This window comes from Arthrobacter sp. R3-55 (assembly GCF_054161505.1).
This window is the reverse complement of record NZ_CP096423.1, coordinates 653,845-679,526: the sequence shown is the minus strand read 5'-3', so window position 1 is coordinate 679,526 and position 25,682 is coordinate 653,845. Positions and strand designations below refer to the sequence as shown.

Below are 25,682 nucleotides of genomic sequence, written 5' to 3'. Positions count from 1 at the left end.
GGCACCCGACAGGCAGCGGATCTCAGGAGGGGTACACCGAGACCAGCGCGGACTTGACCACGAACCTCACGTCCATGCCCGGCACCAGGCCCAGATCGGCGGAGGCCGCAGGGGTGATGTCAGCCGAGAGGGCCTGTTCCGACCCACCGGAGCGTGCACGCACACGGATCTGGTCGCCGTGCGGCTCGAGGTCCGTGATGACCACAGGGAAGGAGTTGCGGGGACTTCCGTGCACCTCGCCCGGAAAGACGGAAACGCTCGACGGCGGGAAAGCGGCCACGCCTGCCTGACCGGGCAAGGGTGACCACTCGGGATCGTGTCTGCCGGCGAAGACCCGGCCATCCGGCGTCGTGATTCCCTCGCTGGTGAGGGTGCCGGTGACCAGGTTCAGCCCGGCCAACCCAGCGGCAAAGTGGCTTCTGGGCCGTTCGAGGACACGTCGGGTGGGGCCTTCTTCTGCGATGCTGCCGCTTTCGACCACAATGACGCGGTCGGCCAACATGTAGGCATCCAGGACGTCGTGCGTCACGATGATGGCTTTGCGATCCTGCAGCACCCGTTTGAGAACACGGCGCAACAGCGGGGCTGCGTGGATGTCCAACGCTGCCATGGGCTCGTCCAGGAGTAGTAATTCCGGCGCAGCAGCAAGGGCCCGCGCCACGGCAACCCGCTGCGCCTGACCGCCGGATAATTGAGCCGGTTTGCGGCCGGCCAAGGGCAACGCCTCCACTTCCGTCAGCCAGTGCTGCGCCGTTTCCCGGGCCGCCCTCTTCGAAGCCCCCGCGCTGCGCGGACCGAAGGCAACGTTGTCCAAGGCATTCAGATGGGGAAACAGGAGCGCGTCCTGCGCCAGCAAGGCAGTCCCCCTGAGGTGCGGCGGGCTCCACAGGCGAGTGCCGCCGTCGAGGTTGAACAAGGTCCTGTTGCTGTTCCCGTTCGTCGCCCCGCCCATGGTCGCCTTGCCGGAGTCGGGCCGCAGCAGGCCGGCGATGACCCCCAGAAGTGTCGACTTCCCGGCCCCGTTGGGCCCCAGGATGGCAACGGTCTCGCCGTCGCTGAGATTGAGGGACATGTGGAAGTTTCTGGCGGCGAGGCTGGCCTGGAATTCGAAGCTCATGGCTGGACCTCCACGGGCTTGTTGCGCTGCGTGCGACCGTAACTGAGCCCCACCACGGCAACTGCTACCGCCACCAGGACCAAGGACAACGCAACGGCGGCATCGGCGTCGGTCTCACGCTGCAGATAGATTTCCAGCGGCAACGTCCGGGTTACCCCCTCCAGGCTTCCCGCGAAGGTCAGCGTGGCACCAAACTCGCCCAGACTGCGCGCGAAGGACAAAACAGCACCGGACGCCAGCCCTGGCAAAACCAGTGGAAGGGTGACACGACGAAGGACTGTTGTGGGCCGGGCTCCAAGCGTGGCCGCCACCGCTTCGTACTTGTTTCCGGCGGATCGCAGCGCCCCTTCAAGACTGACCACAAGGAACGGCAGGGCCACAAAGGTCTGGGCCAGGACCACGGCCGTAGTGGAAAACGCAATCTGGATCCCCGCGGCCTCCAATGACTTACCCAAGAGGCCCTGCCGCCCGAAGGTGTACAGGAGGGCAATGCCCCCGACCACCGGAGGAAGAACCAGCGGCAACAGGACAAAAGCCCTGAGCAACCGCTGTCCGGGGAACTCGCCGCGGGCCAGTACCAAGGCCAGGGGCACTCCCAGCACGATGCAGAGCACAGTACTTGCAGCCGAGGTCCGCAAACTCAGGCCCAGCGCTGCCAGCGAGGATTCGGAGGTGATGAGGGGAATGAACTGCGGCCAGTTGACCTTGGCCAGCATCGCCACCAGTGGAAGGACCACCAGCAATCCCCCGACGCCGGCGATGACAAAGACCCACGACGGGATGCCGTGGTAGCCGGAGCCGATGCGTTTCATCACGATCTCCGGTTACGGCGTGCCGAAGCCGGCGTCGGCAAGGATCTTCCTGCCGTCGTCACCCGTGACCATGGCAATGAAGGCAGCAGCCAGCTCCTTCTTCTTGCTGGTGCCAACGGTGGCAATCGGGTAGGTGTTGACGGCCTTGTCCGATTCCGGGAAGGGGATGCCCTTTACCTTGCTGCCCGCTCCCTTGATATCCGTGACGTAGACCAGCCCCGCGTCGGCTTCCTGGGAGGTGACTTTGCCCAGGACATCGGTCACGGACGATTCCTCACTGACGGGGCTCAGGGTAGTTCCGGAGGCCTTTTCAACAGCCTCAGTGGCCGCTCCGCAAGGAACCTGGCTGGCGCAGGTCACCACCTTGACACCGGGTTTGGCCAGGTCAGCAAAAGAAGAGATCGACGCTGGATTGCCGGGTGGGACGGCGATCTCCAGGACGTTGGTGGCAAAGTTGACGGCAGTGCCTTCCACGAGCCGGGCGTCGGCAAGCTTGGTCATGTTCTTGGTGTCGGCGGAGGCGAACACGTCCGCGGGGGCGCCCTGCGAAATCTGCGTGACCAAGTCCGAGGAACCGGCGAAGCTCAGATTGACCTTGGTTCCGGGGTTCTTGGCCTCAAAGTCCTGGGCCAATTGAGTGAAGGTCGTTTTCAGGGACGCCGCTGCGAAAACAGTGATCTCGCCGGACAGCGGGTACGAGGCACCGGCTGAGGGGGCCGCAGGTGTTGAAGCGTCCGCTGCACAGCCTGCGAGGCCCGCTGAGAGAACGCCGGCAAGCAACAGTGCCATGAGTCTGAGTCGATGACCGGTGATGCTCATATGATGCTCTTTCCCTGCGGAGTCTCGATGATGACTGTGGTGGCCTTGACTACAGCGGTGGCTACCGATCCGAGCTCCAGCCCGAGCTCGCGCACGGCTTCACTGCTCATGAGTGACACCACCCGGAAAGGGCCGCATTGAAGCTCCACTTGCGCCATGACCTTGTCCGCAGTGATCCCCGTGACCAAGCCAACGAAGCGGTTCCGGGCCGAACTTCCAACCCGGGCAGGGTCATCCGGGAGATGGGACTGGTCGCGGGCAAGCGTTGCGAGTTCCAGGCCATCCACGGCAAGTCGCCCGGCCGGATCCTTCTGCGCGGTCAGCGTTCCGTTCTCGGTCCAGCGCCTGACGGTGTCGTCACTGACACCCAGGAAGCGGGCGGCCTCGGAGATTCGTATTTGCGGCATGGGCTCAGTGTAGTTCCGTAAATGCGTCTGGATGGGGCTGATTTCTTCGCAATTCAATTATTACTGGGCACGCCCTCGGCTCCGGCGCAACCAGCACAGCGATGGGGAGGTAGTGGGCCGGGGTGCTGCACCCTTTGGCGCCCGGCGCACCCGTTTGGCGTCACGGGAGCACCGTTACCCGCGCGAGGCCACCGTAAGCACTGGTGCGGTGAGCGCGAAGTGGTGCGCCGCCGTCGTCGCACTCTTCGTCATCGGGGCGCCCCGGGCTCTAGCCCCGACGGACCCGCCGCCGTACCCTGTACTAGGGAGAGAGTCTTAGGCGCGAAGGAGCGTCCCATGGAATGGATTCGTCCGGACAACCCCAGCTATGACGAGGCCCGGAAACTCTTCAATGCGATGATCGACCGCAAACCGGCTGTCATCGCCAAATGCTCCGATCCCGCCGAAGTGGCTGAAGCCCTCAGCTATGCGCACAACCACAACCTGGACGTTTCAGTGAGATCCGGCGGGCATTCCGTGGCGGGCATGTCCACCAACGACGACGGGCTGGTGATCGACGTCCGTCCCATGAAGTCCATCAGCATCAACACCGAAGCGAAGACTGCCACCGCAGGTGCCGGACTCACGTGGGGCGAGTTCGACCGGGCAACCCAGCAATACGGCCTGGCCGTTACCGGCGGCCGCGCCTCAACCACAGGTGTTTCCGGATTTACGTTGGGCGGGGGCTCGGGATGGCTGGAGCGCTCCTACGGTTTCGCCTGCGACAACCTGCTCTCCGTGGACCTTGTCACAGCGTCCGGGGATCGGGTGACCGCCAGTCCGGGAGAGAACCCGGAGCTGTTCTGGGGACTCCACGGCGGCGGAGGCAACTTCGGTGTCGCGACTTCCTTGACCTTCAAACTGCACGATCTTGGGCCAACAGTCATGGCCGGCCTGATGCTGTTCCCGGGCGGGGATGCCGCTGACGTGTCCCGTGCCTACCGGCAGATTGCCCTTGACGCTCCCGACGCCGTCGGCACAGCGCTGGTGTACCTCACCGCCCCTCCGGAACAGTTCATTCCCGAAGACATGGTGGGCAAACTGGCCGTCGGCATGGCCTACCTCTACGCGGGAGACGTTGAGTCGGGCGAAGAACATGCCCGGCCGTTCAAAGAGTTGGGACCCGCCGTGGACCTGGTCTCCCCCATGGGTTATGCGGACTTCCAGTGCATGATCGACGACCCTCCGGATCTCTACAACTACTGGAGTGCCGACTACCACAATGAGCTCTCTGATGATGCGCTGGATCTTCTGGTGGACTCGGCGCAGCGGCTTCCCGGACCGAACTCCCAACAACTGGTGGCACGCTGGGGAGGGGCAGTGGGCGGGCCCGCTGCCGCGAACACACCGTTGCAGCATCGTGGCGCAGCATGGGTTAGTCACCCCTTCGGCCTGGCTGAAACGCCGGAGGGCGGCAAGGAAGCCAAAGCCTGGGTCAAGCAGTTCCGCCAGGATATTGCCCCGCACACCACGGGAGGGGTGTGGCTGAACTTCATCGGCGACGAAGGCCAGGACAGGATCATGGCGGCCTACGGAGAGCAGAACTATCGCAGGCTCTCCCTGGTCAAGCGCGAGTTCGATCCCGACAACGTGTTCCGCGGAAACCAGAACATCCTGCCCGCCCAGCACTGAGATCCCCACGCTCCTTCCCAGTTGCCGTGAACAGTTCGGACAGTGAAGCCCGGATTTCCGGGGCGGCAGCACGGCGGTAGACGTCCCGATGGCCGGCAACTGGGAAGGATCACTTGGGACTACACTTTGGCAATGGCCGTCTACATTGATCCGCCCCTATGGCCCGCACACGGGACCGTTTTTTCGCACTTGGTATCGGATTCATCACTGGATGAGCTTCATGCATTCGCCGCCGCTGCCGGTGTCCCGGACAGGGCATTCGACGGCGACCACTACGACGTCCCGGAACGCCGCTACGATGACCTCGTCCTCGCCGGTGCCATACCCGTCGAGGCCCGCATCCTGGTCCGCAAACTCATTGCAAGCGGCCTTCGGATCCCGGCGCGCGAACGGAGCAAAGCCCTCACGGTCCCGTTGATGGAGCGGTGGAACAGCACTCTCCCCGGCCACGAGGAGTTGGGGTTGGAACTGTTGGAACGCTGGGGTGAGGACGGCAGGAAGTACCATAGCCGCACCCACCTTTTGGCAGTTCTCGAGGCCCTCGACGTCCTGACCGAACCCGCGGTACCTGCCCGGACCGTCTCCTTGGCAGCATGGTTCCACGACGCCGTCTACGAAGGTGTGGCCGGCCAGGATGAGGAAGACTCGGCTATCCTGGCGGAGGACCGACTCACGGCCGCGGGCCTCGCCCCTGCCGACGTGACTGAGGTAGCCCGGCTCGTCCGGCTCACCTCCAGCCACTCCCCGGAAGCGGATGACCATGCCGGGGCGCTCCTCTGCAACGCGGACCTCTCAGTCCTCGGCGGCGACCAGCAAGCCTATGCGCGCTACCTGGCCGCCGTCCGCGAAGACTACGCCCACGTCAGCGACGACGACTTCGCGAAGGGTCGCGCCGCCGTCGTGCGTCACCTCCTTGGCCTGGACCCGCTGTTCCATGGGGAACGAGCCAAAGGGCTCTGGCTCGACGCCGCGCGGCGCAACCTCGCGGCGGAACTCGCGTGAGCGGTTCCCCGGGCGAGCCGGGCGAGCCTGGTGTGCCCGGCGAGCGTGATGTGCCCGGCGAGCCGGGTGTGCCGCAGCGACAACTTCCGTTCGCGGTCCGGTTTGAATGGGGGCTCGACGGCGCCCGCGCGGTAGTTCCCGGAGCCGACCTCGCGGTGGTGGTTGACGTCCTGTCCTTCACCACGTGCGTCAATGTTGCGGTTGAGCGCGGGGCGATGGTGTTTCCCTATCCTCATCGGGACGCATCAGCGATTGATTTTGCGGCTCATCATCAGGCTTTGCTGGCCGGGCCGAGGAACACCGGGGGCTTGAGCCTTTCCCCTTCCAGCCTCCGCACTGCGGGCACGCTGGAGCGCGTGGTCCTCCCCTCCCCCAACGGTTCAACAATCAGCCATGAGCTCGCGGCTTCGGCATCCAAGGTAGTGGCTGTCTCACTCCGAAACGCCGCCGCAACGGCCCGCTGGGTCCACGCCACCCTGCCCGAAAACGCCGTGATAGCCGTGATCGCAGCAGGTGAAAAATGGACGGACGGAGCGTTGCGGCCGTCGTTGGAGGATCAACTCGGTGCGGGCGCGTTCATTGCCGGCCTGGCAAATGCCGGGCGACGCGGCCTTTCTCCCGAAGCTGAGATGGCTGCCGTTTCGTTCGGCGCCGCCAGACCCCGGCTGACAGAAATGTTGCGCAGTTGCTCCAGCGGCCGGGAATTGATCGACGCCGGTTATGCCGAGGACGTCACTATTGCAGCGGAACTGGATGGCAGTTCCGTGGTGGCATTGCTGCTGAACGGGGCATTTCAGACGCCCTAGACTAGGAGGTATGACCTCCTACCTCCATGCCGATGCGAGCCCAGAGCTGCCCCTGGCGGTCCCCGACCTCGAACACGTCCTGGCAGTCCGTGGCGTCGGCGGCTACCGCCAGTACCGCATCCCTGCGCTCGCCGTCAGTATGCGGGGCACCCTGCTGGCTGCCTACGACGGCCGGCCCAACCTGGACGACCTCCCCAATCCCATCGACCTCCTCCTGCGCCGCAGCAAGGACAACGGAAAGACCTGGGGTCCACAGCAAGTGGTTCGGACAGGGACCGGACTGCAGGGATTCGGTGATCCCAGCCTGCTGGTGGACGCCCGGACCGGACGCATCTTCATGTTCCACGCGGCCGGAACCCACGCCGGCTTCTTCGAGGCCGTCCCCGGTCTCGCGCCGGACGACGATATCCAGCACGCGGACGTCAGCTACTCAGACGACGACGGCGACACTTGGCAGCATCGTCGGCTCACCGCACAGCTCAAGTCGGCTCACCCCGGAATCAGCGGCCTGTTCGCGGCGGCAGGACAAGGAATCCAGGTCCACACCGGACCGTTCAAGGGCAGGCTGGTTCAGCAGTACGTAGTTCTCGTGGAGGGGACCATCATGGCCGCCTCGGCGTTCAGTGACGACCACGGTGACACCTGGGTTTTGGGAGAACTGATCGGTGATGGCCCATCCGGGATCGGTCCCAACGAAAACAAGGTGGTGTGCCTGGACGACGGCCGGCTCCTGCTTCATTCCCGGGCGACGCCGTGCCGCCTTTGGTCAATCTCGGAGGACGGCGGGTTGTCGTGGAGCCCGCTTCAGCCGGTTGAAGATCTCCCCGATCCCAGCGATAACGGCTCCCTGACCCGCTTTGACGGGCAGCCGGGCATGCCATTCTCGGAACCCGGCACATCCCGTTGGCTGATCGCCAGCAACAACCAGGACCCGCACCTGCGCCGGAACACGGTACTCAGCCTCTCGCCCGACAACGGCGCCACCTGGCCGGCCAAGCTGGTGGTGTGCCCCGGAAGTTCGGCCTATTCCACGGTGACTCGCTTGCCTGACGGGAACATCGGGGTGTTGTATGAGCGGCAGGGCTACCGGGAGATCGTGTTCGCGTCCATCCCTGCGGAGCAGTTGACGAATCAGTTGGGAGGGTCTGGATCTGCTGATGGGGCAGGCCTTTCCTCCAATTGCCGGGCTGGCGCGGAATCCGGCGACGTGGTTTTCGACATGGAACTGCGATCCATCACCCCCGGCCGTCCTGTCGCATGGCAGAACGCAGGTGAATCCCATGTGGTTCCGTCTACCAGCGACGGCCAGTGGGACGTGCAAACGTGGAAGGAAATCGGCCAAGGCTACGCCGGAAACCAGGTCCTCGGCACCCGTGAAGCCCAAGACCTCAACTACGGACCTATCATTTCCGGCTACAAAGCCGGGGACATCCTCGCGTTCACCGGGCGGGTCCGCAACTGCGGCACCCGGGCGATGACCGGCGTCGTACTTCACGGACCGCACGCCAACCATGCCGATTTTCCGCCCGCAAACCTGCTGCCGGGCGAGCACCTCCTGTACTTCACGCCTACCTGCACCGTCACAGCCGAGGATCTTGACCGGAGCACGCTGGAAGTCGCGTTCACGCTGGAGGCCGACGGCGGGGCCGTGCGTGTGGTGCGACGGTTCAGTTTCGATCTGCGCACCGGTGCCGTGGAGACCTCTTAGCGGTAGGTGCTTCCTAGCGGTAGGTGCTGACGAACGGCTGGTTGGTCGGCACAATCTGCTTGCCCAGCGGCATCAAGGACACCGGGATCAGCTTCAGGTTGGCGATGGCCAGCGGGATCCCAATGATGGTGATGGCCATGGCAAAGGCGGTGACCACGTGGCCGATCGCGATCCAGATACCCGCAACGAGCAGCCAGATCACGTTGCCGAGGAGAGCGAACACCCCTGCACCGCCCGGCTTCTCCACCACCATTTGACCGAAGGGCCACAGGCAGTAGGCACCGATCCGGAACGACGCGATGCCCCACGGGATGGTCACAATGAGCACGCAGCAAATAATGCCGGCCGCGAAGTAACCCAAAGCCAGCCAGAACCCACCGAAGACAAGCCAGATGATGTTAAGGAGCGTTTTCATAGTCCCCATTCTCCACTGTGGGGCTGACAAAAAGCCTAGGGGTCTGCCCTGAATCTTCCCTTAACTAATCCGGCGTTCCACTGCCCGCTAAGCCAGGAGCTCATCCAGCTTGTCAAACGAAGTTCCCCAGCCGTCACGGGTCATGTCCACCCACTCCTGGGATTCGAAAGGGCCCTGCGTGACATTCATGCGCGTGCGGCCGTTGAGGTCTTCGAATTCCAAGCGCATTTCCTCGAATTCGTGGTCGGCGTCCGGAGCGGCCTTGGCTTTGGCGACCAGGAGGACCGGGGGTTCCAGCTCCGAGATCACAGCTTCGATGGGTGCTTCCTGCTCGCCGTTCTCATCCGACCACACCATGACCACCTGCCAGATGCCGCCCACCCGCGGCTCAACAATGATTTTCTCGCGGGGCGCCTCCACCTCCACGGGGCCAAACCACTGTGCGAGCTTGTCCGGATCCATCCAAGCGTCGAAAACTCTCTCGCGAGGGGCGTCAAACTCACGGCTCATGGTCAGGGTGAAGTGTTCTGTGCTCATGCTTGACTCCTGGTTTTCGTGGTTTCCGGTGAATCGGGATGTTGGAAGCGATTCTATGGGGTGCCAGTGACAGCCAGACGCTCTCCCACATCCCCGCCGGATCCCACCATCCCTCTCCCACATCCCCGCCGGATCCCACCATCCCTCTCCCACATCCCCGCCGGATCCCACCATCCCTCTCCCACTAAACCGTAGGTTTCCACCATCCCTCTCCCACATCCCAACGGGACGTGAGAGAGGATCGCCAGAAAACCCAAGGGATGAACTGGTCCCCGATTGTTGGACTGGCTATTGGGATTTTAGGCTGCGAGGGTCTGGGCCCGGTATTGGACCGGGCTCTGGCCTTCGAGTTTGGTGGAGATCCTTTCGTTGTTGTACCAGCGGATGTACTCGTGCAGTGCTGTTGCCAGGGCGTCGGTGCTGAGAAACCGGACGTGGTGGAAGAGTTCTTCCTTGAGATGTCCGAAGAAGTTCTCCATGACCGCGTTGTCGTAGCAGTTGCCCTTGCGGGACATTGACTGGGTGGCGCCGGCTTCGCTGAGCAGTTGCCGCCAGAACACGTGCTGGTATTGGAAACCTTGGTCCGAGTGCACCAACGGTTTTTGACCCGGTTCCAGGCAGGTGATGGCCTGACGCAGCGAGGTGTTGGCCAGTTCCAGGTTCGGGGAGTTACCGATGGAATAGGAGATGATTTGCCGGTCGAAAAGGTCCATGACGGGTGAAAGGTAGAGCTTCCGGTCCCCGACGCGGAACTCGGTGACGTCGGTGACCCACTTCTGGTTCGGAGCATCGGCGTCGAATTCCCGGTTCAGCAGGTTCGGTGCAATCACGCCCTGTTCGCCTTGGTAGGAGTTATAGCGTTTCCGCTGCCGAACCTTGCAGCGCAGGGCCAGGGCGCGCATCAGTTTCAGCACGGTCTTCTTCGCCACCGTCCAGCCGTGCTTCACCAGCTCGGTGTGGATGCGGCGATGTCCGTAACGGCCGTGGTTGGTCGTGAAGATCGTTGTGATGGCGCTCTTGAGAGCTTCCTTCGGGTCCGGGGACAGGAGCCGGGCCTGATGGTAGAAGAACGTCGAGCGGGCCAGCCCCGCGACCCGCAGCAGAACCGGGAGCGGGTAATCAGCCTTGAGAGCAACGAGGGCTTGAACCTTCACCGTCGTTCCTGAGCCCTCAAGGCCCGCAATTTTCCCAAGTAGGCCACCTCAGCCCGCAACAGTTCGTTCTCCCGACGCAGTTGCTCAAGCTCCGAAACCTCCGCAGACCGCGGAGCTGCCCCGGACTTCACGGACGGCACGGCACCAGGCTTCCGCGAGGGCACGGCCCCGGGTTCCCGAGAAGGTGCGACCTTCGGCTTCGCTGGCGTGCCGTTGCGTTTTGGCCGCAACCCATCCTCACCCGCCAATCGATAAGCCCTGACCCATTTCTGCAGCAGTTGACGTGAAGACAGGCCCGCTTCAACAGCCAAGTCCGGCCCGGTTTCGCCCGCCAGGAACCGCTGCACCAGCGCCAGCTTGACCTCGAAAGAGTATGACTTCGGCGCCTTGGTCACCAACACTCCTCGCCCATGAATCCTCCATAACCCATACAGTCCCCTGACCGGCACAGGCGGCGCATCCAAGTACCGGGCCGCCGCCCGATACCCCAGACCCCTTTCAAAACACGCTACAGCCGAGACCCGCTGCACCACAGACAAAGAACTACGCGAACACATAAAAACTGCTCCCCTCAAATCGGAACTGAAATTCTCAGTCCAACTTCAGGGGAGCAGTTCAGGACGTGAGAGAGGATCAGGCCTTGGCGGCTTGGACGAACGCGCGGATCCTGGCCAGGTCCTTAACCCCGCGGGAAGACTCCACGCCCGATGACACGTCAACTCCCCAGGCGCCGGCCGCGGTTGCCGCAAAGGCCACGTTGCCGGACTCCAGCCCGCCGGCGAGCAGCCACTCGCGGCCATCAAGCCCCTTCGCCCGGACAGAAGCGTAGTCCCAGGACTCCCCCGACCCCGGCACGGCGGCATCAACCAGGAAGAGCTCCTCGCCCAGATCGGCGAACTCGTCTTCAGGGGCACCCATGGTGACAGCCCTGATGAGCCGCATCCCGGCGTCGTGCACTGTCTTTACGTCCTCGGCCGTGCGGTGACCATGGAGCTGAACCCACTCGAGGCCTGCCGCTCGCGCTGTTTCAACGGCATCAGCGGCAGATTCGTGCCGAAAAACCCCCACGGGATGGACCCCGGCCGGCACCAAGGGAAGCAGGATTCGGACCTGTTCCGGGCTGACTTCGCGCGGGCTGGCGGTAAGGACGAATCCCACCGCATCCGCACCGGCGTCGACGGCCTCACTGAGGGATTCCGGCGTGCTCAATCCGCACACTTTGACGAACATTCCCGTGCCTCCAGCCAAACTCGCAACGTTTTCCACATATGACGTTAGCAAGCCGGAATGCGAACGCAGAAGCCATGTCCACCACTAGGCTGGTCGGATGGAGATCATTCGCTTTGCCGACATCCGTCCCGAGCCGTGGCGCAACGGCGGTGGGGTGACGCGCGAACTCGCCAGCCATCCCAAGGCAGCATCAGCCCAGGACGGGGCATGGGACTGGCGCGTCAGCATCGCCGACGTCTCCAAAGCCGGCGATTTCTCCGTCTTTCCCGGTATGGAGCGGGTTATCACCATCATCGACGGCGAACTGCTGCTGCTCTCCGTGGACGGCTCGGAGCACCCGCTGGAGAAGTATCGGCCCTTCCGTTTCTCGGGCGAGGCTTCGTCGTCGGCCACGCTTCCTACCGGGGACATCCGGGATCTGAACGTCATTGCACGCGAGGGCGCCTTCAAGGGCTACACGTCCATTGTGGAGATCTCGAAGAAGCGGGCCCACCCAGTGTTCGAAGGCCAGCTTGCTGTTGTGCTTGAAGGCAAGGCCACCGTCGCACCTGGCGCGGTTGCGGAGGCAACGTCAACTGTGGAGGAAGAGTCCGACGGCGACGCCCCGGCACCCAGCGCAGCCGAACCTGTTGAGCTCTCACGGTATGACGCCGTGGTCGGCTCCGATACCCGCAGCCCGGAAATCTCGGGCCGCGGCTTCATCGCGGTCATTTCAATCGACCACTTGGAAGCCCACGCCTAGGTTGGTGACGTTAGCCACCAGAAGTGGCCACCGCGTGCAGTAGTTGCTAGCCTGAAATGAAGGTTCCGCTCTGGAACCTCCGGACGACGGTTCAGTACCCGGAACGCGACAAGACTGGCCAAAGGAAATGTCATGTCGTGGATAATTCTCATTCTTTCCGGAGCTCTCGAGGCCGTGTGGGCCGCAGCGCTCCACCGTTCCAAAGGCTTCCGTAAACCCGTACCTACCGTCGTTTTCCTGGTGTCGGTCATTGCCAGCATGGCAGGACTCGCGATCGCCATGCAGTCCATCCCCACGGGCACTGCTTACGCAGTGTGGGTAGGCGTCGGCGTCGTCCTGACTGCCACGTACGCGATGGTCACCAAGGTTGAACGCGCGACGACGGCCCGGCTGCTTCTGCTTGCGGGCATCGGCGCATGCGTGGTCGGCCTGAAGGTGGTGGCATAGCCATGACTGCAAACACCAAGAACACCGGCAACGGGATTTTCTGGATCATCCTCCTGGCCTCGGCTCTGCTCGAAGCCGTCTGGGCCACGGCATTGGGCCTGTCCAACGGCTTCACACAACTCATGCCCACGGTGGTCTTCGCCATCACCGCAGTATTGAGCATGCTCGGACTGGGCATCGCTGTGAAGCGTATCCCCCTTGGTACCGCCTACGCAGTGTGGGTGGGTATCGGCGCTGCACTGACGGTTGGTTGGGCCATGCTCACGGGTGTGGAATCTGCGAGCCCGCTGAAGCTGCTGTTCATCGCGGGAATCGTGGGCTGTGCTGCCGGTTTGAAGGCCCTTCCTGCCGATAAGCCTGCTGCCAAGGCCGAATAGCTCCCCCGCTCGCTCCGTTTCGATGGCTAGCAGCGCATTAGACGTCTCCTACCATCGAATGAGCAGCGAACCATCGAATCGGTCGGACCGCCCCAGCTAACCCACGTCCACTCCCCCAGCAGGAATACCTTCCGCCTTCATCGGGTTCACGCCAACAAAGGGCTCTTGGAACACCTACGCGCATTGGAGTAGTTAATGACTGCAGTTCAGCTTGGCGACGGCCTCAAAGTCAGCCCCCTCGGCTTCGGCGGAATGGCACTTACCCCTGTCTATGGCGGAATCGAGCCCGAGGAAGGCTTGAACACACTCAGGCATGCGGTGGACGCGGGCATCACGTTCATCGACACCGCAGATGTGTACGGCGCGGGCAGCAACGAGGAACTCGTGGGCAGGCTCTTGAAAGAGCGGCGCGACGAGATCCAAGTGGCCACGAAGTTCGGAATTGAGGGCAACCCCGCGGACGGGTACACGGGTGTCCGCGGGGATGCGCCCTACATCAGGCAAGCGGCGGAAGCGAGCCTCCGCCGCCTGGGCACTGACATGATTGACCTCTACTACATGCACCGCCGTGACCTCCGCGTTCCGATAGTGGAAACCGTGGAGGCTATGGCGGAGCTGGTCCGAGAGGGCAAGGTCCGGCACCTCGGATTATCGGAAGTGACAGCCGAGGAGCTCAGGCAGGCCAACGCTGTCCATCCCATTGCCGCGGTCCAGAGCGAGTGGTCGATCTGGAGCAGGGATGTTGAGCTCAACGTTGTACCTGCAGCCAAGGAACTTGGCGTCGGGTTTGTGCCTTATTCGCCTCTAGGCCGTGGATTCCTTACGGGAACCGTCAGCTCGGGCGACCTTGGAGAAAATGACTTCCGCCATAAGATCCCCCGCTTTGGTGAAGAGGCACTTGATGCGAACCAGGCCGTGGTGGCCGCGGTCCGCGAGGTAGCCAGCGGGCTGGATGCAACTCCGGCCCAGGTAGCCCTGGCTTGGCTGTTTGCCCAAGGTCAGCGCCTCGGGATTTCCGTGGTTCCCATCCCCGGCACGCGTAAAACGTATCGGATCGACGAGAACCTTGGAGCACTGTCCCTGCAACTGGGAACAGCGCAGCTTGAGAAGCTCGACCAAGCTGCGGCCGCCGTCGTGGGTTCACGCTCTGCTGACCCGAACTGGGTTTCACAGGGCCGCGAAGCCAACAACGTAGGCTGATGCGCATGGATTCGCTTATTCACTCATTGCCTGAGGTCACCATCCGCAGCATCTCGGTCAGCGAAATGAACAACAACGTGTACCTGCTGACCTCAAAGTCCACGGGTGCGCAGTTGCTGATCGATGCTGCCGATGACCTTCCGGCCATTCGGCAGCTCCTCGAAGACAGCACCGCAGATTCCCAGGTTGAAACCAAGTTGGCCAGGATCGCCACCACCCACCAGCACTGGGACCACGTCCGGGCCCTGGCTGAGCTGGTGGAAGTCACCGGCGCAAGCACCTCAGCGGGAGCGGACGACGCCGATGCGTTGCCGGTTCCGGTGGATGTCCGGCTTGGTCACGGCGACGTTGAGCGGTTCGACGACCTTGAGGTCAGGGCAATCCACTTGCGCGGACACACCCCGGGCTCGATCGCTTTCGTGTACCAGGATCCGGACGGGCCGGCCCACATTTTCAGTGGGGACTCGTTGTTTCCGGGAGGCGTCGGCAACACACAGAACGATTCCGAACGTTTCACTTCTCTGTTGAACGACGTTTCGGAGCGACTGTTCGACGCATATCCGGACGAAACCCTGGTGCACCCGGGCCATGGGCTGCCCACGACCCTCGGCGCCGAGCGGCCACACCTTGAGGAGTGGCGCGCCCGAGGCTGGTGATTGCGGGGCCTGCTCTGCGTCCCAAACCCAAGGAATGGAGCGCAGAGCGGGCCTCACAACGCGAGACTCAAACTTGCGGGGCCTGCTCTGCGTCCCAAACCCAAGGAATAGCGCGCAGAGCGGGCCTCACAACGTGAAGTTAGCGGCCGCGACGCTCGTTCGATGCCGGTGCCGATGCGCGGCGGGGACCGCTGCGTGCCGGACGACCTGCACCGGATCCACCGCGGCCGGAGTTGCCGGAGGCACCCGAACCGTAGGATCCACCGGACGTAGCGCCCGTTGCAGAAGACCAAACAGCCTTGTTTCCACCGGTGCGGGTGCTGGTGGTGGATGCCGTGCGCGGAGCCGAAGCTGAGCGCTGGCCGGTAGCCGGACGCCCGCTGCGACCGTTCTGGCCCTGCGAGCCGGGAACGTCATTGCGGTGAGTAGCGCCGGCCTTGCCGCGACCACGGGGGCTGCGGGCGACGTCGTCGTTCATTGCTGCGCGACGCTCGGCGCGGTTGACGTCCGTGCGGACCGGCTCGGCCGCGACCTTGCCGCGTCCGTTGCGACCGCCACGGCCACCAGCAGTAGGAGCAGCCTGCGTGGAACGGCGTGCGCGCTTGCGCTGGGCGTTGGCGCCGGTGGACGTGCCGCCACCCTGCTGGGTCTTCGCAGCGAGGAGGGCCGCACGGGTGCGGGGATCAACCTTGTCCGCGATGTCGCCTACGAGCTTCGAAACCAGGGGTGAGCTGGCGGTGACGCGTTCAAACGAAACGTCGACGCCGGCAGCCTTCATGAGCTTCTTGACGTCGCTCTGCTGCTCGGGAAGCGTCAGGGTGACCACGGTGCCATCGGAACCGGCGCGGGCCGTACGGCCTGAGCGGTGCAGGTAGGCCTTGTGCTCTGTGGGCGGGTCCACGTGGATGACGAGCTCGACGTCGTCAACGTGCACGCCGCGGGCTGCGACGTCGGTAGCCACCAGCACGCGAACGTCACCGTTGGAGAACTCGGCAAGGTTGCGGTCGCGGGCGTTCTGCGACAGGTTGCCGTGAAGGTCGACGGCGGGAATGCCGGCGTCGGTGAGGGTCTTGGCAAGCTTGCGGGCGTGGTGCTTGGTCCGCATGAAGAGGACGCGGCGGCCGGCGCCGGAGGCCAGTTCAACAATGAGCTGCTTCTTGACGGTCTGGTCGTTGACCACCAGGACGTGGTGTTCCATGGTGGTGACAGCGGCCTGGGGATCGTCCACGGAGTGCGTCAGCGGGTTGGAAAGGTAACGGTTGACCAGCTTGTCAACACCGTTGTCCAACGTTGCGGAGAAGAGCAGGCGCTGACCCTGGGTGGGGGTCATGTCCATGAGCTTCTTGACGACCGGGAGGAAGCCGAGGTCAGCCATGTGGTCTGCCTCGTCCAGGACGGTGACCTCAACAGCTTCGAGGGTCAGGATGCGCTGGCGGATCAGGTCTTCGAGGCGGCCCGGGCAGGCGATGACGATGTCGACGCCGGCGCGCAGCGCCTTTTCCTGGCGTGCCTGGGAGATGCCGCCGTAGATGACCGTGGTGTTCAGGCCCATGGCCTTGGCCAGCGGCTCGATGGTGGCGTTGATCTGTGTTGCCAGTTCACGCGTCGGCGCAAGGACGAGGCCCATGGGGCGGCCGGGCTTGCGGAAGTGCTTTGCTTCGCGCTCGGCCAAGCGGGCCACGAGCGGGATGGCGAAAGCGATGGTCTTGCCGGACCCGGTGCGGCCCCGGCCCAGGACGTCGCGGCCTGCGAGCGTATCCGGGAGGGTCTTCACCTGGATGGGGAATGCCTCTTCGATGCCATCTGCGGCGAGGGATTCGGCAATGGGCTTGGGCGTGCCAAGGGCAGCAAAAGTAGTCATAAACTTCATGTCTTTCGGGCGGTGTCCAATTGCGGACATCGGCCCCCGACGCCGGTTGGGCCAGGGGTTCGCCGAGGAAAAGTCAGGTGGTCTACCGATTCGCTTCAACAGCGGTGGCCGGGACCAAATAGAACGCGTTCATCGACGCAGGATGTGCCTCTCACATGAAAAATGCCCCGCCGCGCAGCCTTTCAGGCCACCTGCTTCAGGGCGTCACCGCACATCAAGTGTTCCTAGCTTAGCAGTCTTTCTCCTGCGGGCCCGCATCGGCGCTGGTCAGGCTCCGCTGCGGGGCCCGATCTGCACCCTCCCGGGCACAAATACCCCGCAAAGCAGGCCCCACAACCAACCCCCACACCTTGCGAGGCCCGATCTACACCCTCCCGGGCACAAACACCCCGCAGACCAGGCCCCACAACCAACCCCCACACCTTGCGAGGCCCCACAACCAACCCCCACACCTTGCGAGGCCCGATCTACACCCTCCCGGGCACAAACACCCCGCAGACCAGGCCCCACAACCAACCCCCACACCTTGCGGGGCCCGATCTACACCCTCCCGGGCACAAACACCCCGCAAAGCAGGCCCCACAACCCCCCCCCACACCTTGCGGGGCCCGATCTGCACCCTCCCGGGCACAAATACCCCGCAGACCAGGCCCCACAACCAACCCCCACAACTTGCGGGGCCCGATCTACACCCTCCCAAGCACAGACACCCCGCAAAGCAGGCCCCACAACCAACCCCCATAAAGGGCTCAGGCGTGGTGCGTTAGTTCGGATTCGGGGTCGGGTGTACTTGCTTCGGCAGGGGTAGCGCCCTGCCGAGCGCCCCGCCGAGCGCCCGCCCGGGCAGCGACCCGCGGCGCAATAACAACCCCGACGACGGCGATAACCGCCGTGAGTGCGAAGACCCCCGCAAACGGGTTCGTCGTAAATGCCGCGAACACCAGCCCCGTAAGTGCGAGGGAGAGTGCGCCGCCGAGGGAGTCGGAAATGGACATGGCTGCACTGTTGAAGCCTTGGTTTTCCTCGCTGGAGAGCGCCAGGGTCATCACGGAGAGCCGCGGATACATAAGGCCCATCCCGGCGCCGGCAAGGATCCACCCGCCAATTGCCACAGCCGCGGGCAGGGCAAACGCGGCCGTCACCAGTGTGGAGATGACGGCCACCAACACCAGTGCAGCTCCGATCCTCACGGCGAGATCGTCAGCCAAGCGGGCACCCAGCCGGCCTTGGATTGCGGACGCCCCCGCCCAGGCCAGCGCAGCACCGGTCAGGGTCAGTCCGGCGAACGTGGGCGTGAATGCATACCGTTCAGTCAGCAAGTACGGCAGGTATACCTCGGCTCCGAAGAACGCCGCCGACGCCAGCCCGCGGACCAGGATTACGCTGGGCAGGCCGCGCCGGGCGGTGAGGGTGCCACGCGGTACCAGCGGCTTCACCGCTACAAGGGCAATGACAAGCGCGACGACGGCAATCGCCCCGCCGTAGCCCGGCACCTCCGCGGACAGGTTCAGCCCCAGGACAGCGATTGCCGCGAGCGCAGCCCACCCCATTCGGCCGAAGGCCCAGGGAACTGGCTCGGCAGCCGGTTCGGTGTTCATTCCCCGCACGGCCGGCACCACCATCAGCAAAGCCGGAACAACAAGGCCCACGACGCCGAGGAACACCCAATGCCAACTGCTCAATTGGGCCACCACGCCTGCCGCGAATGGACCTACCAGGGAAGGAACCACCCAGGACGCGGCGAACGCGGCGAAGATCTTGGGGTGCAGAACCGGTGGGTACACCCGGGCCACCAAAACGTAAAGGGCCACGGTCATCGCTCCACCGCCCAGACCCTGCACCAACCGGCCCAGCACCAGCACCTCCATGGTTTCGGCCGTGCCCGCTATGAGCAGACCAGCCACGAACAATGCCACGGAGGAGTACAGGGGTGCTGCCGGACCACGACGGTCGGACCAGTTGCCCGCTGCCACCATGCCCATCACGCCCGTGGCCAGAGGACCTGCGAAAGCCAAGGCGTAAAGGCTCGCACCGTCGAGGTCGCGGCTCACCAGCGGCATGATGGTGGTCACGGCGAGGGACTCGAACGCGCTGAGGAACACCAGGGCGCAGGCTCCCACGGTGGCGAGCAAGTAAGGGCGGCGCAGTATCCCGGCCGTTGAAGTGTCAGAGGTCATGGTGGCTACCCTAGAACCTCAACTAAAGTTGAGGTCAATCCACTACCCACGCCACCGGAGGCCACACCATGCAGCCAGCCACAACCCACCGGCCCCTCACCATTGGTGAGCTGTCCGAGCGAAGCGGAGTGGCGCCGTCGGCCCTTCATTTCTACGAACGAAACGGGCTGATCGAAGCGGAGCGGACGGCAGGCAACCAGCGGCGGTACCGGAGGGACACACTGCGGCGGGTCGCGTTCATCAAGACATCCCAGCGGGTGGGCCTGCCGTTGAAGGACATTCGCGAGGCGTTGGATTCCCTGCCGGACGGCCGGACTCCCACCAAACGCGATTGGGCCAGGTTGTCGCTGCGGTGGCGCAAGGAACTCGACGACCGCATCGCCGCCCTACAACACCTCCGCAACGATCTTGACGGTTGCATCGGCTGCGGTTGCCTGAGCCTGAAGTCGTGCACGTTGCAGAACCCGTCCGACGAGCTCGGTGCTTCAGGAGCCGGTGCGCAGCGCTGGAACCAACCCACGTAGCCGCATCAGAGGATGGCGGTCATGACGTTCCACCCGGCGCGCCCACCTGCTGACTCCCAACTAGTTCGAACTTGCCGAAGCAGCAACAGGCATTGCCTTCCGTCCACCCCTCGCGGCACGCTTGGCGTATGACTGAAAAGACGCACGACGGCGGCACTCTCCACGGCGAACAGCGCACCGGCGCTGACACGCACCAGCACGGCCACGAACACGACGACGCCCAGCAACGCGGCCTGAACCTGCACGAGGATGCGGACAATGCAGTGGACATGTGGGATGGCATGTACCGGGAACGGACCAAGGTGTGGAGCGGCAATCCGAATCCGCAACTGGTGGCCGAAGCCAAGGATCTGAAACCCGGCAAAGCACTGGACCTCGGTTGCGGCGAGGGTGCCGACGCCATCTGGCTCGCAGAGCAAGGCTGGACCGTGACCGCCTTGGATGTCTCCGCCGTCGCGCTTGAACGGGCAGCTGCGCATGCAGCGCAAACCAGCCACGCGGACCGGATCACGTGGCAGCAACAGGACCTCACGGAATGGGCGCCGCAGCCTGAATTCGACTTGGTCTCGGCCCAGTTCCTGCACTCACCCCTGCTGCCATGGCGGGAGTCCGTGGCGATGGCAGCGGCGGCAGTTGCCCCGGGCGGCACGTTGCTGGTGGTGGGACATCATCCGCACGGGCTGCCGTCGTGGAGCCACCATCACGATTCCGGCATGTTCTTCACGCCGGAGCAGCTGGCCGGCGCATTGCGTCTGGACCGCGAGCCGTGGTTCGTTAACGTCCTCACAGATCGCCAACGTTCCGTCACCGGCCCCGACGGCGAGTCGGGCACCACCTTGGACACTGTTTTGAGGGCTGTGAAACACGCCTAGGTACCGTCGGGAAGCAGCTCCGCGTAGGGTGCCACCACCTTGCCCGTGGCGGTGGAGTCCGGGTTGAGCATCCACCCGACGCGTTTTGCCGTGTTCAACATGACCACGCTCTCCACCAGTTCGATGCCCGGGATGCGCTGCTGGACGGTGAGCTCCATTTCCAGGACTTCGGCCAAGGACCGCAGCCACATGATGATGGTGAAGTTGGTCCGCCCTGTAGTTGAGGCCGCGAACCGCACGTTCCGGATGGCGCGGGACTCGATGGCGGCGGCCTCGTGCCTGCCTGGAGGGACGTTCGCGAACCACTGGATGGTCACAGGGTAGCCCGAGAATTGTTGGGCGACCTCGCAGCGGAAGGACAGCATCCGGCTGGCCAGGACCCTGCCCAGTTGCCGCTGCACGGTGGCCGGATTCCGGCCCAACGCCCTGGCGATCTCCGCCGCGGTGGCCCGTCCGTCCCGGGCAAGGAAAGGGATGAGCGCCAAGTGGCTTTCGGGGAGCGGGGTGGCACTGGCATCCGGTCCCGCCGGATGGTTGGTTTCAGGCCCTGCGAGCGCGCGGAGTGCCTGCTGCTCGCCCTTGGTGAGGACGTTGAGCCGCCAGGCGTAACCACTGATGTGGATGCGCGTGCAGAGTGCTGTCTGGTACTTGGTGAGTCCTCGGATCTCCTTCAGCCTCGGTAGCAGCTTCGTGCTGAACTGCTCCAAATCCTGGGTGATGACGGTCAAGGTCAGGTCGCGGTTGCTGGCCGCTTCTTCCACGGTGATCACCTCAGGAAGCTCGGCCAAAGCTGCCGTCACCTCCGGCCTCAGGTCCATGTCGCAATCGACATCCACCATAGCCAGGCACATATTTTTTGGATCACCCGTGAGATGAGAGGTGGTCCAGGCAGCGCCTGCGTCCCGGAGCCGGTCCCAACGCGCAGCCAAGGTGGTGGCGTGGACCCCGAGGACCTGTGCTGCGTCGGACCAGCTGAGCCGCGGCGAAATTTGCAGGGCATTGATCAGGCGCAGATCTTCCTCGCTGAGTTCCATGACTCAATACTGCCATATCAGTGCATAATTCCTGATATTTGGCGGAGAAAGTGCATATTTCCAGATGTTTCCAAGCATGTGAAGCACATCACCAGACAATTGTTTGAAGGAAGAGACCCGGATAAGCCCAGGAGTAAAACAATGACCATCGCTGCCGACGCCAAGGAGTTGCGGGACGACATCGTCCGCCTCCGTCACGACCTTCACCGTGAACCCGAAATCGGCCTGCAGCTCCCCCGTACACAGGAAAAAGTGCTCAAGGCACTGGAGGGACTGCCGTTCGAGATCACCCTCGGCAAGGAAACGACGTCGGTCACTGCTGTTCTCCGCGGCGGCGCCGGTCACGCTTCGGCCGGGAAGCCCGTGGTGTTGCTGCGGGCAGACATGGATGGGCTCCCCGTCCAGGAGAACACCGGCGTTGACTACACCTCCCGCGTGGACGGCGCCATGCACGCTTGCGGCCACGACCTCCACACCTCCATGCTGGCCGGTGCTGCCACTCTCCTGGCAGAGCGCCGGGATCAGCTGGCAGGCGATGTCGTGCTCATGTTCCAGCCCGGCGAGGAAGGTTTTGACGGCGCCAGCTACATGATCAAGGAAGGTGTCCTGGACGCCGCCGGCAAGCGCGCGGATGCGGCGTACGGGATGCACGTGTTCTCCTCCGTGGCCGACCACGGACAGTTCCTCACCAAGCCCGGGATCATGCTCAGTTCCTCGGCAGGGCTCTTCGTCACCGTCCATGGCGCCGGCGGTCATGGCTCGGCCCCCCACCTGGCCAAGGACCCCGTCACAGCAGCAGCCGAAATGGTGACCGCCCTGCAGGTCATGATCACCCGCCAGTTCGACCTCTTCGATCCCGTGGTCCTGACCGTCGGGGTATTGCAGGCTGGAACCAAGCGCAACGTCATCCCGGAGACTGCACGTATTGAAGCCACCGTCCGGACCTTCTCCGAAGCCTCACGCAGGAAGATGATGGAAACAGTACCCAGGCTGCTCCACGGGATTGCCGCAGCCCATGGGCTGGAGGTTCAGGTGCAATACGACGAGGAATACCCCCTCACCATCAATGACGAAGACGAGACCACCACCGCGGAAAAGGTCATCGCCGGAATGTTCGGCGGGTCCAGGCACACCCGGATGGCCCTGCCCCTTAGCGGTTCCGAAGACTTCTCCCGCGTCCTTGAGGAAGTCCCCGGCACCTTCATCGGCCTTAGCGCTGTTGCCCCCGGCGCCGACCACGCGACGTCGGCCTTCAACCACTCGCCTTACGCAACGTTCGACGACGGCGTCCTCACCGACGGTGCTGCGCTCTATGCCGAACTCGCTGTATCCCGCATCGCCGCCCTGGCCGGCAACTAGCGCCCGCCCCTTCCCCGCATCAGCTTGGAGAATCACATGACCACCACCGCAGGAACGTCGGCCGACGCCACGGTCCACAAATCCCATGCGCGGACGCTCATCGGCACCGGGATCGGCAATGCCGTTGAATGGTACGACTGGGCAATCTACGCAACGTTCTCACCGTTCATCGCCAGCGCCCTCTTCAGCCAGGCAGACCCCACATCAGCTGTGCTGTCCACCCTGGCGATCTTCGCCGTCGGGTTCGTTGCCCGTCCCTTCGGCGGGTTCGTGTTCGGCTGGATCGGCGACAGAATTGGCCGCAAGACCTCCATGACCGTGGCCGTTGCACTGGGCGCGGTGGGCAGCTTGCTCATTGGTATCGCCCCGACCTTCGCTGCCGTTGGCGCCTTCGCCTCGGTGATGTTGCTGGTGGCCCGCCTCATCCAGGGCCTTGCGCACGGCGGTGAGTTGCCGTCGTCGCAAACCTACTTGTCAGAAATGGCACCCAAGGAACACCGCGGCTTCTGGGCCACCCTGATCTACACCTCCGGCACCGCGGGAATCCTTGCCGGTACGCTGCTCGGCGCAATCCTGACCAACGTCCTGAGCAAGGAAGACATGAGCGCCTGGGGCTGGCGCATCCCCTTCCTGATCGGCGGCGCGCTGGGCATCTACGCCCTGTTCATGCGGGCCAAGATGAAGGAAACCGAAGCGTTCGAGGCAGAGGCTCCCAACGAGAAACGCCTGCCGATCCTGCCGCAGATCATCAAGTACCGGAAGCAGGCATTGCAGGTCATCGGCCTGACCGTCGGCCTGACTGTTGTGTACTACATCTGGGGTGTGGTGGCACCGAGCTATGCGGCGACCAGCCTGAAGATGGACCGCGGTGAAGCCCTCTGGGCCGGTGTCATCGCCAACGTGGTGTTCATCGCCGCCCTGCCATTCTGGGGCAAGCTGTCCGACCGGATCGGCCGCAAGCCCGTGATCATCGTCTCCGCAGCCGGCGCTGCCCTCCTGCACTTCCCCATGACGTGGCTGCTGAAGGACTCGCCGTGGCAGCTGGCAGTGTCCATGTCCGTGATGCTGTTCTTCATCGCCGGCAGTGCCTCGATAGTCCCGGCCGTTTACGCCGAACTGTTCCCCACCCACATCCGAACCATCGGCGTCGGCGTCCCGTACTCCATCTGCGTGGCGGCCTTCGGCGGCACGGCCCCTTACCTGCAGACGTGGCTCGGCAGCATCGGGCAGGCTCAACTGTTCAACGTGTACGCCGTGATCCTGCTGCTGGTGGGCATAGCCTTCGCCTTCTCCATCCCGGAGACCAAGGGCAAGGACCTGACGCTCTAGGTTCTCCCGCGATTGTTGTGAGGCCCGCTCTGCACGTTTTCCCAAGGTCTTGGGGTGCAGAGCGGGCCTCACAACGTTAAACGAAGCGGTCGCGGCCTGCCCGGTAACCAAAGAAAGCAGCCAGGGAGCCCACCACCAGGAACAGGATGCCCGCCGCCGCGAAACCGCCCGTTGCCTGGTGAAGTTGGCCCACCATCAACGTGCCCGCCGAACCTACCCCGTAGCCGACGCCCTGCATCATCCCGGACAAGTGCGCGGCGGTGTGGGCGTCGCGGGTGCGGACCATGATCATGGTCAACGCCACGGCAGTCAGCGCCCCCTGGCCGAGCCCGTTCAGCCCGGTCCAGACCCAGATCAGCTCGGTGGGACCAAAGATCGTGAGGGCAAAGCCACCGCCCGTCATCAGCGCCACCACCATGTTGATGATCCGCTGGTCCTTGAAACGCGTGGCAAGCGCCGGCGCAAACAGTGAGCCAAGCATCTGCAGCACAATGGACACCGACACGATCAGTCCGGCCGTTCCGCCGTCGATACCCCTATCGCGCAGGATTGGTGCCATCCAGGCGAACACGCTGAACGACATCATGGCCTGCAACACCATGAACATGGTCACCTGCCACGCCACCGCCGAGCGCCACACATTGACGCCGCCGTGGACGGCTTGATGTTTTACCGAGGGCTGGCGGATCGCCAACGGAAGGAACAGCAAGAGCACGACGGCGGCAGGCACCGCCCAGAACCAGAGCGCCGATGTCCAGTGGCCGGTTGCCGTAAACACCGGATACGTGAAGCCCGCCCCAAGGGCCGCTGACGCGCAAATCGCTGTGGTGTAGAGGCCGCCCATCAGGCCAAGACGGTGCGGGAAATCTCTTTTGACGACGCCAGGAAGGAGGACGTTGCAGAGGGCTATCGCGGCACCGCAGGCTGCTGTTCCGGCCAGAAGTGCGGGCAGGTGACCCATTCCCGGGAACTCCACCGGCCTCAGGAGCAATCCCGCGGTCAGCACTGCCATGGCTCCGAGAAGCACCCGTTCCGCGCCGAATCTCCGGGCGAGGATGGGGGCCAAGGGCGCGAAGACTCCCAGCAGGGTGACCGGCACAGTAGTGAGGACCACCAAGGACCAGCCCGGCAGGCCGGCGTCGGACGTTATTTCCGGGAGGACCGCGGAGAAGCTGGAGAAGACGGTGCGGAGGTTAAGACCGATCAGGACCAGGCAGATGCCGAGGTATACCAGGCCCCTTCTGCCGCTTAACTGTGTGGGATCCGGTGCAGGTTCTTCGTCGATCTCTGCATCCACCGCGATCTCAGGGAGGACTGATTTCTCTTGGTACCCGGGCGTCTTGGAGGAGGTCACACGTCCTATTCTGTCAGTGCGGCTTGGGCAGGGGCCCGTTGGGCGGGATATGACCGGTGAGCG

The 25,682-nt window shown here is 64.0% G+C and carries 26 protein-coding genes and 1 riboswitch; of the genes, 13 read left to right on the top strand and 13 right to left on the bottom strand.

Annotation, left to right across the window (positions count from 1 at the left end):
• Positions 1-22: 22 nt before the first annotated feature.
• The 4 genes from M1D51_RS03290 to M1D51_RS03275 are packed head-to-tail and all read right to left on the bottom strand — an operon-like array spanning position 23 to position 3,155.
• Positions 23-1,117: a sulfate/molybdate ABC transporter ATP-binding protein gene (locus M1D51_RS03290; RefSeq protein WP_458108513.1), complete on the bottom strand. Its 1,095-nt coding sequence runs from the start codon at positions 1,115-1,117 to the stop codon at positions 23-25.
• On the bottom strand, positions 1,114-1,929 hold the full coding sequence (locus M1D51_RS03285; RefSeq protein WP_458108512.1) for an ABC transporter permease: 816 nt from the start codon (positions 1,927-1,929) through the stop codon (positions 1,114-1,116). The genes M1D51_RS03290 and M1D51_RS03285 overlap by 4 nt, the downstream gene beginning before the upstream one ends.
• 12 nt (positions 1,930-1,941) lie before the next feature.
• Positions 1,942-2,748 carry a molybdate ABC transporter substrate-binding protein gene (gene modA, locus M1D51_RS03280; protein WP_458108511.1) on the bottom strand — a complete coding sequence of 269 codons (807 nt, stop codon included), beginning with the start codon at positions 2,746-2,748 and terminating at the stop codon, positions 1,942-1,944.
• A complete protein-coding gene (locus M1D51_RS03275; RefSeq protein WP_172323120.1) occupies positions 2,745-3,155 on the bottom strand; it encodes a TOBE domain-containing protein in 411 nt (136 codons plus the stop codon). Before M1D51_RS03275 ends, modA begins: the two co-directional genes overlap by 4 nt.
• Positions 3,156-3,491: 336 nt before the next feature.
• On the opposite strand from M1D51_RS03275, the gene M1D51_RS03270 reads away from it, so the two are divergent.
• The 4 genes from M1D51_RS03270 to M1D51_RS03255 all read left to right on the top strand — a co-directional run bounded on the left by M1D51_RS03270 (position 3,492) and on the right by M1D51_RS03255 (position 8,342).
• Positions 3,492-4,826: an FAD-binding oxidoreductase gene (locus M1D51_RS03270; RefSeq protein ID WP_458108510.1), complete on the top strand. Its 1,335-nt coding sequence runs from the start codon at positions 3,492-3,494 to the stop codon at positions 4,824-4,826.
• A gap of 132 nt (positions 4,827-4,958) precedes the next feature.
• A complete protein-coding gene (locus M1D51_RS03265; RefSeq protein ID WP_458108509.1) occupies positions 4,959-5,828 on the top strand; it encodes a DUF4031 domain-containing protein in 870 nt (289 codons plus the stop codon).
• A 50-nt stretch (positions 5,829-5,878) separates the two neighbouring features.
• A complete protein-coding gene (locus tag M1D51_RS03260; protein ID WP_458109537.1) occupies positions 5,879-6,634 on the top strand; it encodes a 2-phosphosulfolactate phosphatase in 756 nt (251 codons plus the stop codon).
• A gap of 10 nt (positions 6,635-6,644) precedes the next feature.
• The gene (locus M1D51_RS03255) at positions 6,645-8,342 is read left to right on the top strand and encodes a sialidase family protein (RefSeq protein ID WP_458108508.1); all 1,698 of its coding nucleotides are present in this window, start codon (positions 6,645-6,647) and stop codon (positions 8,340-8,342) included.
• Between the two features lie 13 nt (positions 8,343-8,355).
• Here M1D51_RS03255 and M1D51_RS03250 read toward each other — a convergent pair whose 3' ends face one another.
• The 5 genes from M1D51_RS03250 to M1D51_RS03230 all read right to left on the bottom strand — a co-directional run bounded on the left by M1D51_RS03250 (position 8,356) and on the right by M1D51_RS03230 (position 11,678).
• Positions 8,356-8,757, bottom strand: coding sequence for a YccF domain-containing protein (locus M1D51_RS03250; protein WP_011776159.1), 402 nt, complete (start codon positions 8,755-8,757; stop codon positions 8,356-8,358).
• 87 nt (positions 8,758-8,844) lie between these two features.
• A complete protein-coding gene (locus M1D51_RS03245) occupies positions 8,845-9,294 on the bottom strand; it encodes an SRPBCC family protein (RefSeq protein ID WP_458108507.1) in 450 nt (149 codons plus the stop codon).
• Between the two features lie 299 nt (positions 9,295-9,593).
• Positions 9,594-10,448 carry an IS3 family transposase gene (locus M1D51_RS03240; RefSeq protein WP_458107040.1) on the bottom strand — a complete coding sequence of 285 codons (855 nt, stop codon included), beginning with the start codon at positions 10,446-10,448 and terminating at the stop codon, positions 9,594-9,596.
• Positions 10,445-10,843 carry a helix-turn-helix domain-containing protein gene (locus M1D51_RS03235; protein ID WP_458107041.1) on the bottom strand — a complete coding sequence of 133 codons (399 nt, stop codon included), beginning with the start codon at positions 10,841-10,843 and terminating at the stop codon, positions 10,445-10,447. The genes M1D51_RS03240 and M1D51_RS03235 overlap by 4 nt, the downstream gene beginning before the upstream one ends.
• A gap of 238 nt (positions 10,844-11,081) precedes the next feature.
• Complete coding sequence (locus M1D51_RS03230; protein ID WP_172323110.1) at positions 11,082-11,678, bottom strand: phosphoribosylanthranilate isomerase; 597 nt, start codon at positions 11,676-11,678, stop codon at positions 11,082-11,084.
• Positions 11,679-11,775: 97 nt separating this feature from the next.
• On the opposite strand from M1D51_RS03230, the gene M1D51_RS03225 reads away from it, so the two are divergent.
• The 5 genes from M1D51_RS03225 to M1D51_RS03205 all read left to right on the top strand — a co-directional run bounded on the left by M1D51_RS03225 (position 11,776) and on the right by M1D51_RS03205 (position 15,100).
• The gene (locus M1D51_RS03225) at positions 11,776-12,420 is read left to right on the top strand and encodes a HutD/Ves family protein (protein ID WP_458108506.1); all 645 of its coding nucleotides are present in this window, start codon (positions 11,776-11,778) and stop codon (positions 12,418-12,420) included.
• Between the two features lie 57 nt (positions 12,421-12,477).
• Positions 12,478-12,543, top strand: a riboswitch (guanidine-III (ykkC-III) riboswitch).
• Between the two features lie 9 nt (positions 12,544-12,552).
• Positions 12,553-12,867 (top strand): DMT family transporter, encoded by a 315-nt coding sequence (locus tag M1D51_RS03220; protein ID WP_172323106.1) that lies wholly within the window; start codon positions 12,553-12,555, stop codon positions 12,865-12,867.
• Between the two features lie 2 nt (positions 12,868-12,869).
• Complete coding sequence (locus M1D51_RS03215) at positions 12,870-13,244, top strand: DMT family transporter (protein ID WP_458108505.1); 375 nt, start codon at positions 12,870-12,872, stop codon at positions 13,242-13,244.
• 195 nt (positions 13,245-13,439) lie between these two features.
• Positions 13,440-14,444 carry an aldo/keto reductase gene (locus tag M1D51_RS03210; protein WP_458108504.1) on the top strand — a complete coding sequence of 335 codons (1,005 nt, stop codon included), beginning with the start codon at positions 13,440-13,442 and terminating at the stop codon, positions 14,442-14,444.
• 5 nt (positions 14,445-14,449) lie between these two features.
• Complete coding sequence (locus M1D51_RS03205) at positions 14,450-15,100, top strand: MBL fold metallo-hydrolase (protein WP_458108503.1); 651 nt, start codon at positions 14,450-14,452, stop codon at positions 15,098-15,100.
• A gap of 139 nt (positions 15,101-15,239) precedes the next feature.
• Here the strand turns inward: M1D51_RS03205 and M1D51_RS03200 are convergent, their stop codons facing one another.
• Together M1D51_RS03200 and M1D51_RS03195 are read right to left on the bottom strand one after the other, a co-directional pair.
• The gene (locus M1D51_RS03200; RefSeq protein WP_178995961.1) at positions 15,240-16,961 is read right to left on the bottom strand and encodes a DEAD/DEAH box helicase; all 1,722 of its coding nucleotides are present in this window, start codon (positions 16,959-16,961) and stop codon (positions 15,240-15,242) included.
• 758 nt (positions 16,962-17,719) lie between these two features.
• On the bottom strand, positions 17,720-19,147 hold the full coding sequence (locus M1D51_RS03195) for an MFS transporter (RefSeq protein WP_458108502.1): 1,428 nt from the start codon (positions 19,145-19,147) through the stop codon (positions 17,720-17,722).
• A gap of 68 nt (positions 19,148-19,215) precedes the next feature.
• Between M1D51_RS03195 and soxR the strand changes: the two genes are divergently transcribed.
• Together soxR and M1D51_RS03185 are read left to right on the top strand one after the other, a co-directional pair.
• On the top strand, positions 19,216-19,671 hold the full coding sequence (gene soxR, locus M1D51_RS03190) for a redox-sensitive transcriptional activator SoxR (protein WP_172325666.1): 456 nt from the start codon (positions 19,216-19,218) through the stop codon (positions 19,669-19,671).
• Between the two features lie 128 nt (positions 19,672-19,799).
• Complete coding sequence (locus tag M1D51_RS03185) at positions 19,800-20,543, top strand: SAM-dependent methyltransferase (RefSeq protein WP_172325665.1); 744 nt, start codon at positions 19,800-19,802, stop codon at positions 20,541-20,543.
• Here the strand turns inward: M1D51_RS03185 and M1D51_RS03180 are convergent.
• Positions 20,540-21,577, bottom strand: a complete 1,038-nt coding sequence (locus M1D51_RS03180) for an Lrp/AsnC family transcriptional regulator (RefSeq protein ID WP_172325664.1) — start codon at positions 21,575-21,577, stop codon at positions 20,540-20,542. The two genes, M1D51_RS03185 and M1D51_RS03180, sit on opposite strands and share 4 nt — an antisense overlap.
• A 141-nt stretch (positions 21,578-21,718) precedes the next feature.
• On the opposite strand from M1D51_RS03180, the gene M1D51_RS03175 reads away from it, so the two are divergent.
• Together M1D51_RS03175 and M1D51_RS03170 are read left to right on the top strand one after the other, a co-directional pair.
• Positions 21,719-22,936 carry a M20 metallopeptidase family protein gene (locus tag M1D51_RS03175; RefSeq protein ID WP_458108501.1) on the top strand — a complete coding sequence of 406 codons (1,218 nt, stop codon included), beginning with the start codon at positions 21,719-21,721 and terminating at the stop codon, positions 22,934-22,936.
• 36 nt (positions 22,937-22,972) lie between these two features.
• Positions 22,973-24,265 carry an MFS transporter gene (locus M1D51_RS03170; RefSeq protein ID WP_458108500.1) on the top strand — a complete coding sequence of 431 codons (1,293 nt, stop codon included), beginning with the start codon at positions 22,973-22,975 and terminating at the stop codon, positions 24,263-24,265.
• A gap of 76 nt (positions 24,266-24,341) precedes the next feature.
• Here M1D51_RS03170 and M1D51_RS03165 read toward each other — a convergent pair whose 3' ends face one another.
• Positions 24,342-25,619 carry a CynX/NimT family MFS transporter gene (locus tag M1D51_RS03165; protein ID WP_458108499.1) on the bottom strand — a complete coding sequence of 426 codons (1,278 nt, stop codon included), beginning with the start codon at positions 25,617-25,619 and terminating at the stop codon, positions 24,342-24,344.
• Positions 25,620-25,682 lie beyond the last annotated feature (63 nt).

What these genes read in the sequence shown, in the direction of transcription:
- modA (WP_458108511.1), bottom strand. Translation starts at nt 2,748, where the DNA reads ATGAGCATCACCGGTCATCGACTCAGACTCATGGCACTGTTGCTTGCC.
- M1D51_RS03285 (WP_458108512.1), bottom strand. Translation starts at nt 1,929, where the DNA reads ATGAAACGCATCGGCTCCGGCTACCACGGCATCCCGTCGTGGGTCTTT.
- M1D51_RS03270 (WP_458108510.1), top strand. Translation starts at nt 3,492, where the DNA reads ATGGAATGGATTCGTCCGGACAACCCCAGCTATGACGAGGCCCGGAAA.
- M1D51_RS03215 (WP_458108505.1), top strand. Translation starts at nt 12,870, where the DNA reads ATGACTGCAAACACCAAGAACACCGGCAACGGGATTTTCTGGATCATC.
- M1D51_RS03275 (WP_172323120.1), bottom strand. Translation starts at nt 3,155, where the DNA reads ATGCCGCAAATACGAATCTCCGAGGCCGCCCGCTTCCTGGGTGTCAGT.
- M1D51_RS03225 (WP_458108506.1), top strand. Translation starts at nt 11,776, where the DNA reads ATGGAGATCATTCGCTTTGCCGACATCCGTCCCGAGCCGTGGCGCAAC.
- M1D51_RS03200 (WP_178995961.1), bottom strand. Translation starts at nt 16,961, where the DNA reads ATGACTACTTTTGCTGCCCTTGGCACGCCCAAGCCCATTGCCGAATCC.
- M1D51_RS03170 (WP_458108500.1), top strand. Translation starts at nt 22,973, where the DNA reads ATGACCACCACCGCAGGAACGTCGGCCGACGCCACGGTCCACAAATCC.
- M1D51_RS03255 (WP_458108508.1), top strand. Translation starts at nt 6,645, where the DNA reads ATGACCTCCTACCTCCATGCCGATGCGAGCCCAGAGCTGCCCCTGGCG.
- M1D51_RS03250 (WP_011776159.1), bottom strand. Translation starts at nt 8,757, where the DNA reads ATGAAAACGCTCCTTAACATCATCTGGCTTGTCTTCGGTGGGTTCTGG.
- M1D51_RS03180 (WP_172325664.1), bottom strand. Translation starts at nt 21,577, where the DNA reads ATGGAACTCAGCGAGGAAGATCTGCGCCTGATCAATGCCCTGCAAATT.
- soxR (WP_172325666.1), top strand. Translation starts at nt 19,216, where the DNA reads ATGCAGCCAGCCACAACCCACCGGCCCCTCACCATTGGTGAGCTGTCC.
- M1D51_RS03230 (WP_172323110.1), bottom strand. Translation starts at nt 11,678, where the DNA reads ATGTTCGTCAAAGTGTGCGGATTGAGCACGCCGGAATCCCTCAGTGAG.
- M1D51_RS03195 (WP_458108502.1), bottom strand. Translation starts at nt 19,147, where the DNA reads ATGACCTCTGACACTTCAACGGCCGGGATACTGCGCCGCCCTTACTTG.
- M1D51_RS03205 (WP_458108503.1), top strand. Translation starts at nt 14,450, where the DNA reads ATGGATTCGCTTATTCACTCATTGCCTGAGGTCACCATCCGCAGCATC.
- M1D51_RS03220 (WP_172323106.1), top strand. Translation starts at nt 12,553, where the DNA reads ATGTCGTGGATAATTCTCATTCTTTCCGGAGCTCTCGAGGCCGTGTGG.
- M1D51_RS03265 (WP_458108509.1), top strand. Translation starts at nt 4,959, where the DNA reads ATGGCCGTCTACATTGATCCGCCCCTATGGCCCGCACACGGGACCGTT.
- M1D51_RS03175 (WP_458108501.1), top strand. Translation starts at nt 21,719, where the DNA reads ATGACCATCGCTGCCGACGCCAAGGAGTTGCGGGACGACATCGTCCGC.
- M1D51_RS03210 (WP_458108504.1), top strand. Translation starts at nt 13,440, where the DNA reads ATGACTGCAGTTCAGCTTGGCGACGGCCTCAAAGTCAGCCCCCTCGGC.
- M1D51_RS03290 (WP_458108513.1), bottom strand. Translation starts at nt 1,117, where the DNA reads ATGAGCTTCGAATTCCAGGCCAGCCTCGCCGCCAGAAACTTCCACATG.
- M1D51_RS03185 (WP_172325665.1), top strand. Translation starts at nt 19,800, where the DNA reads ATGACTGAAAAGACGCACGACGGCGGCACTCTCCACGGCGAACAGCGC.
- M1D51_RS03245 (WP_458108507.1), bottom strand. Translation starts at nt 9,294, where the DNA reads ATGAGCACAGAACACTTCACCCTGACCATGAGCCGTGAGTTTGACGCC.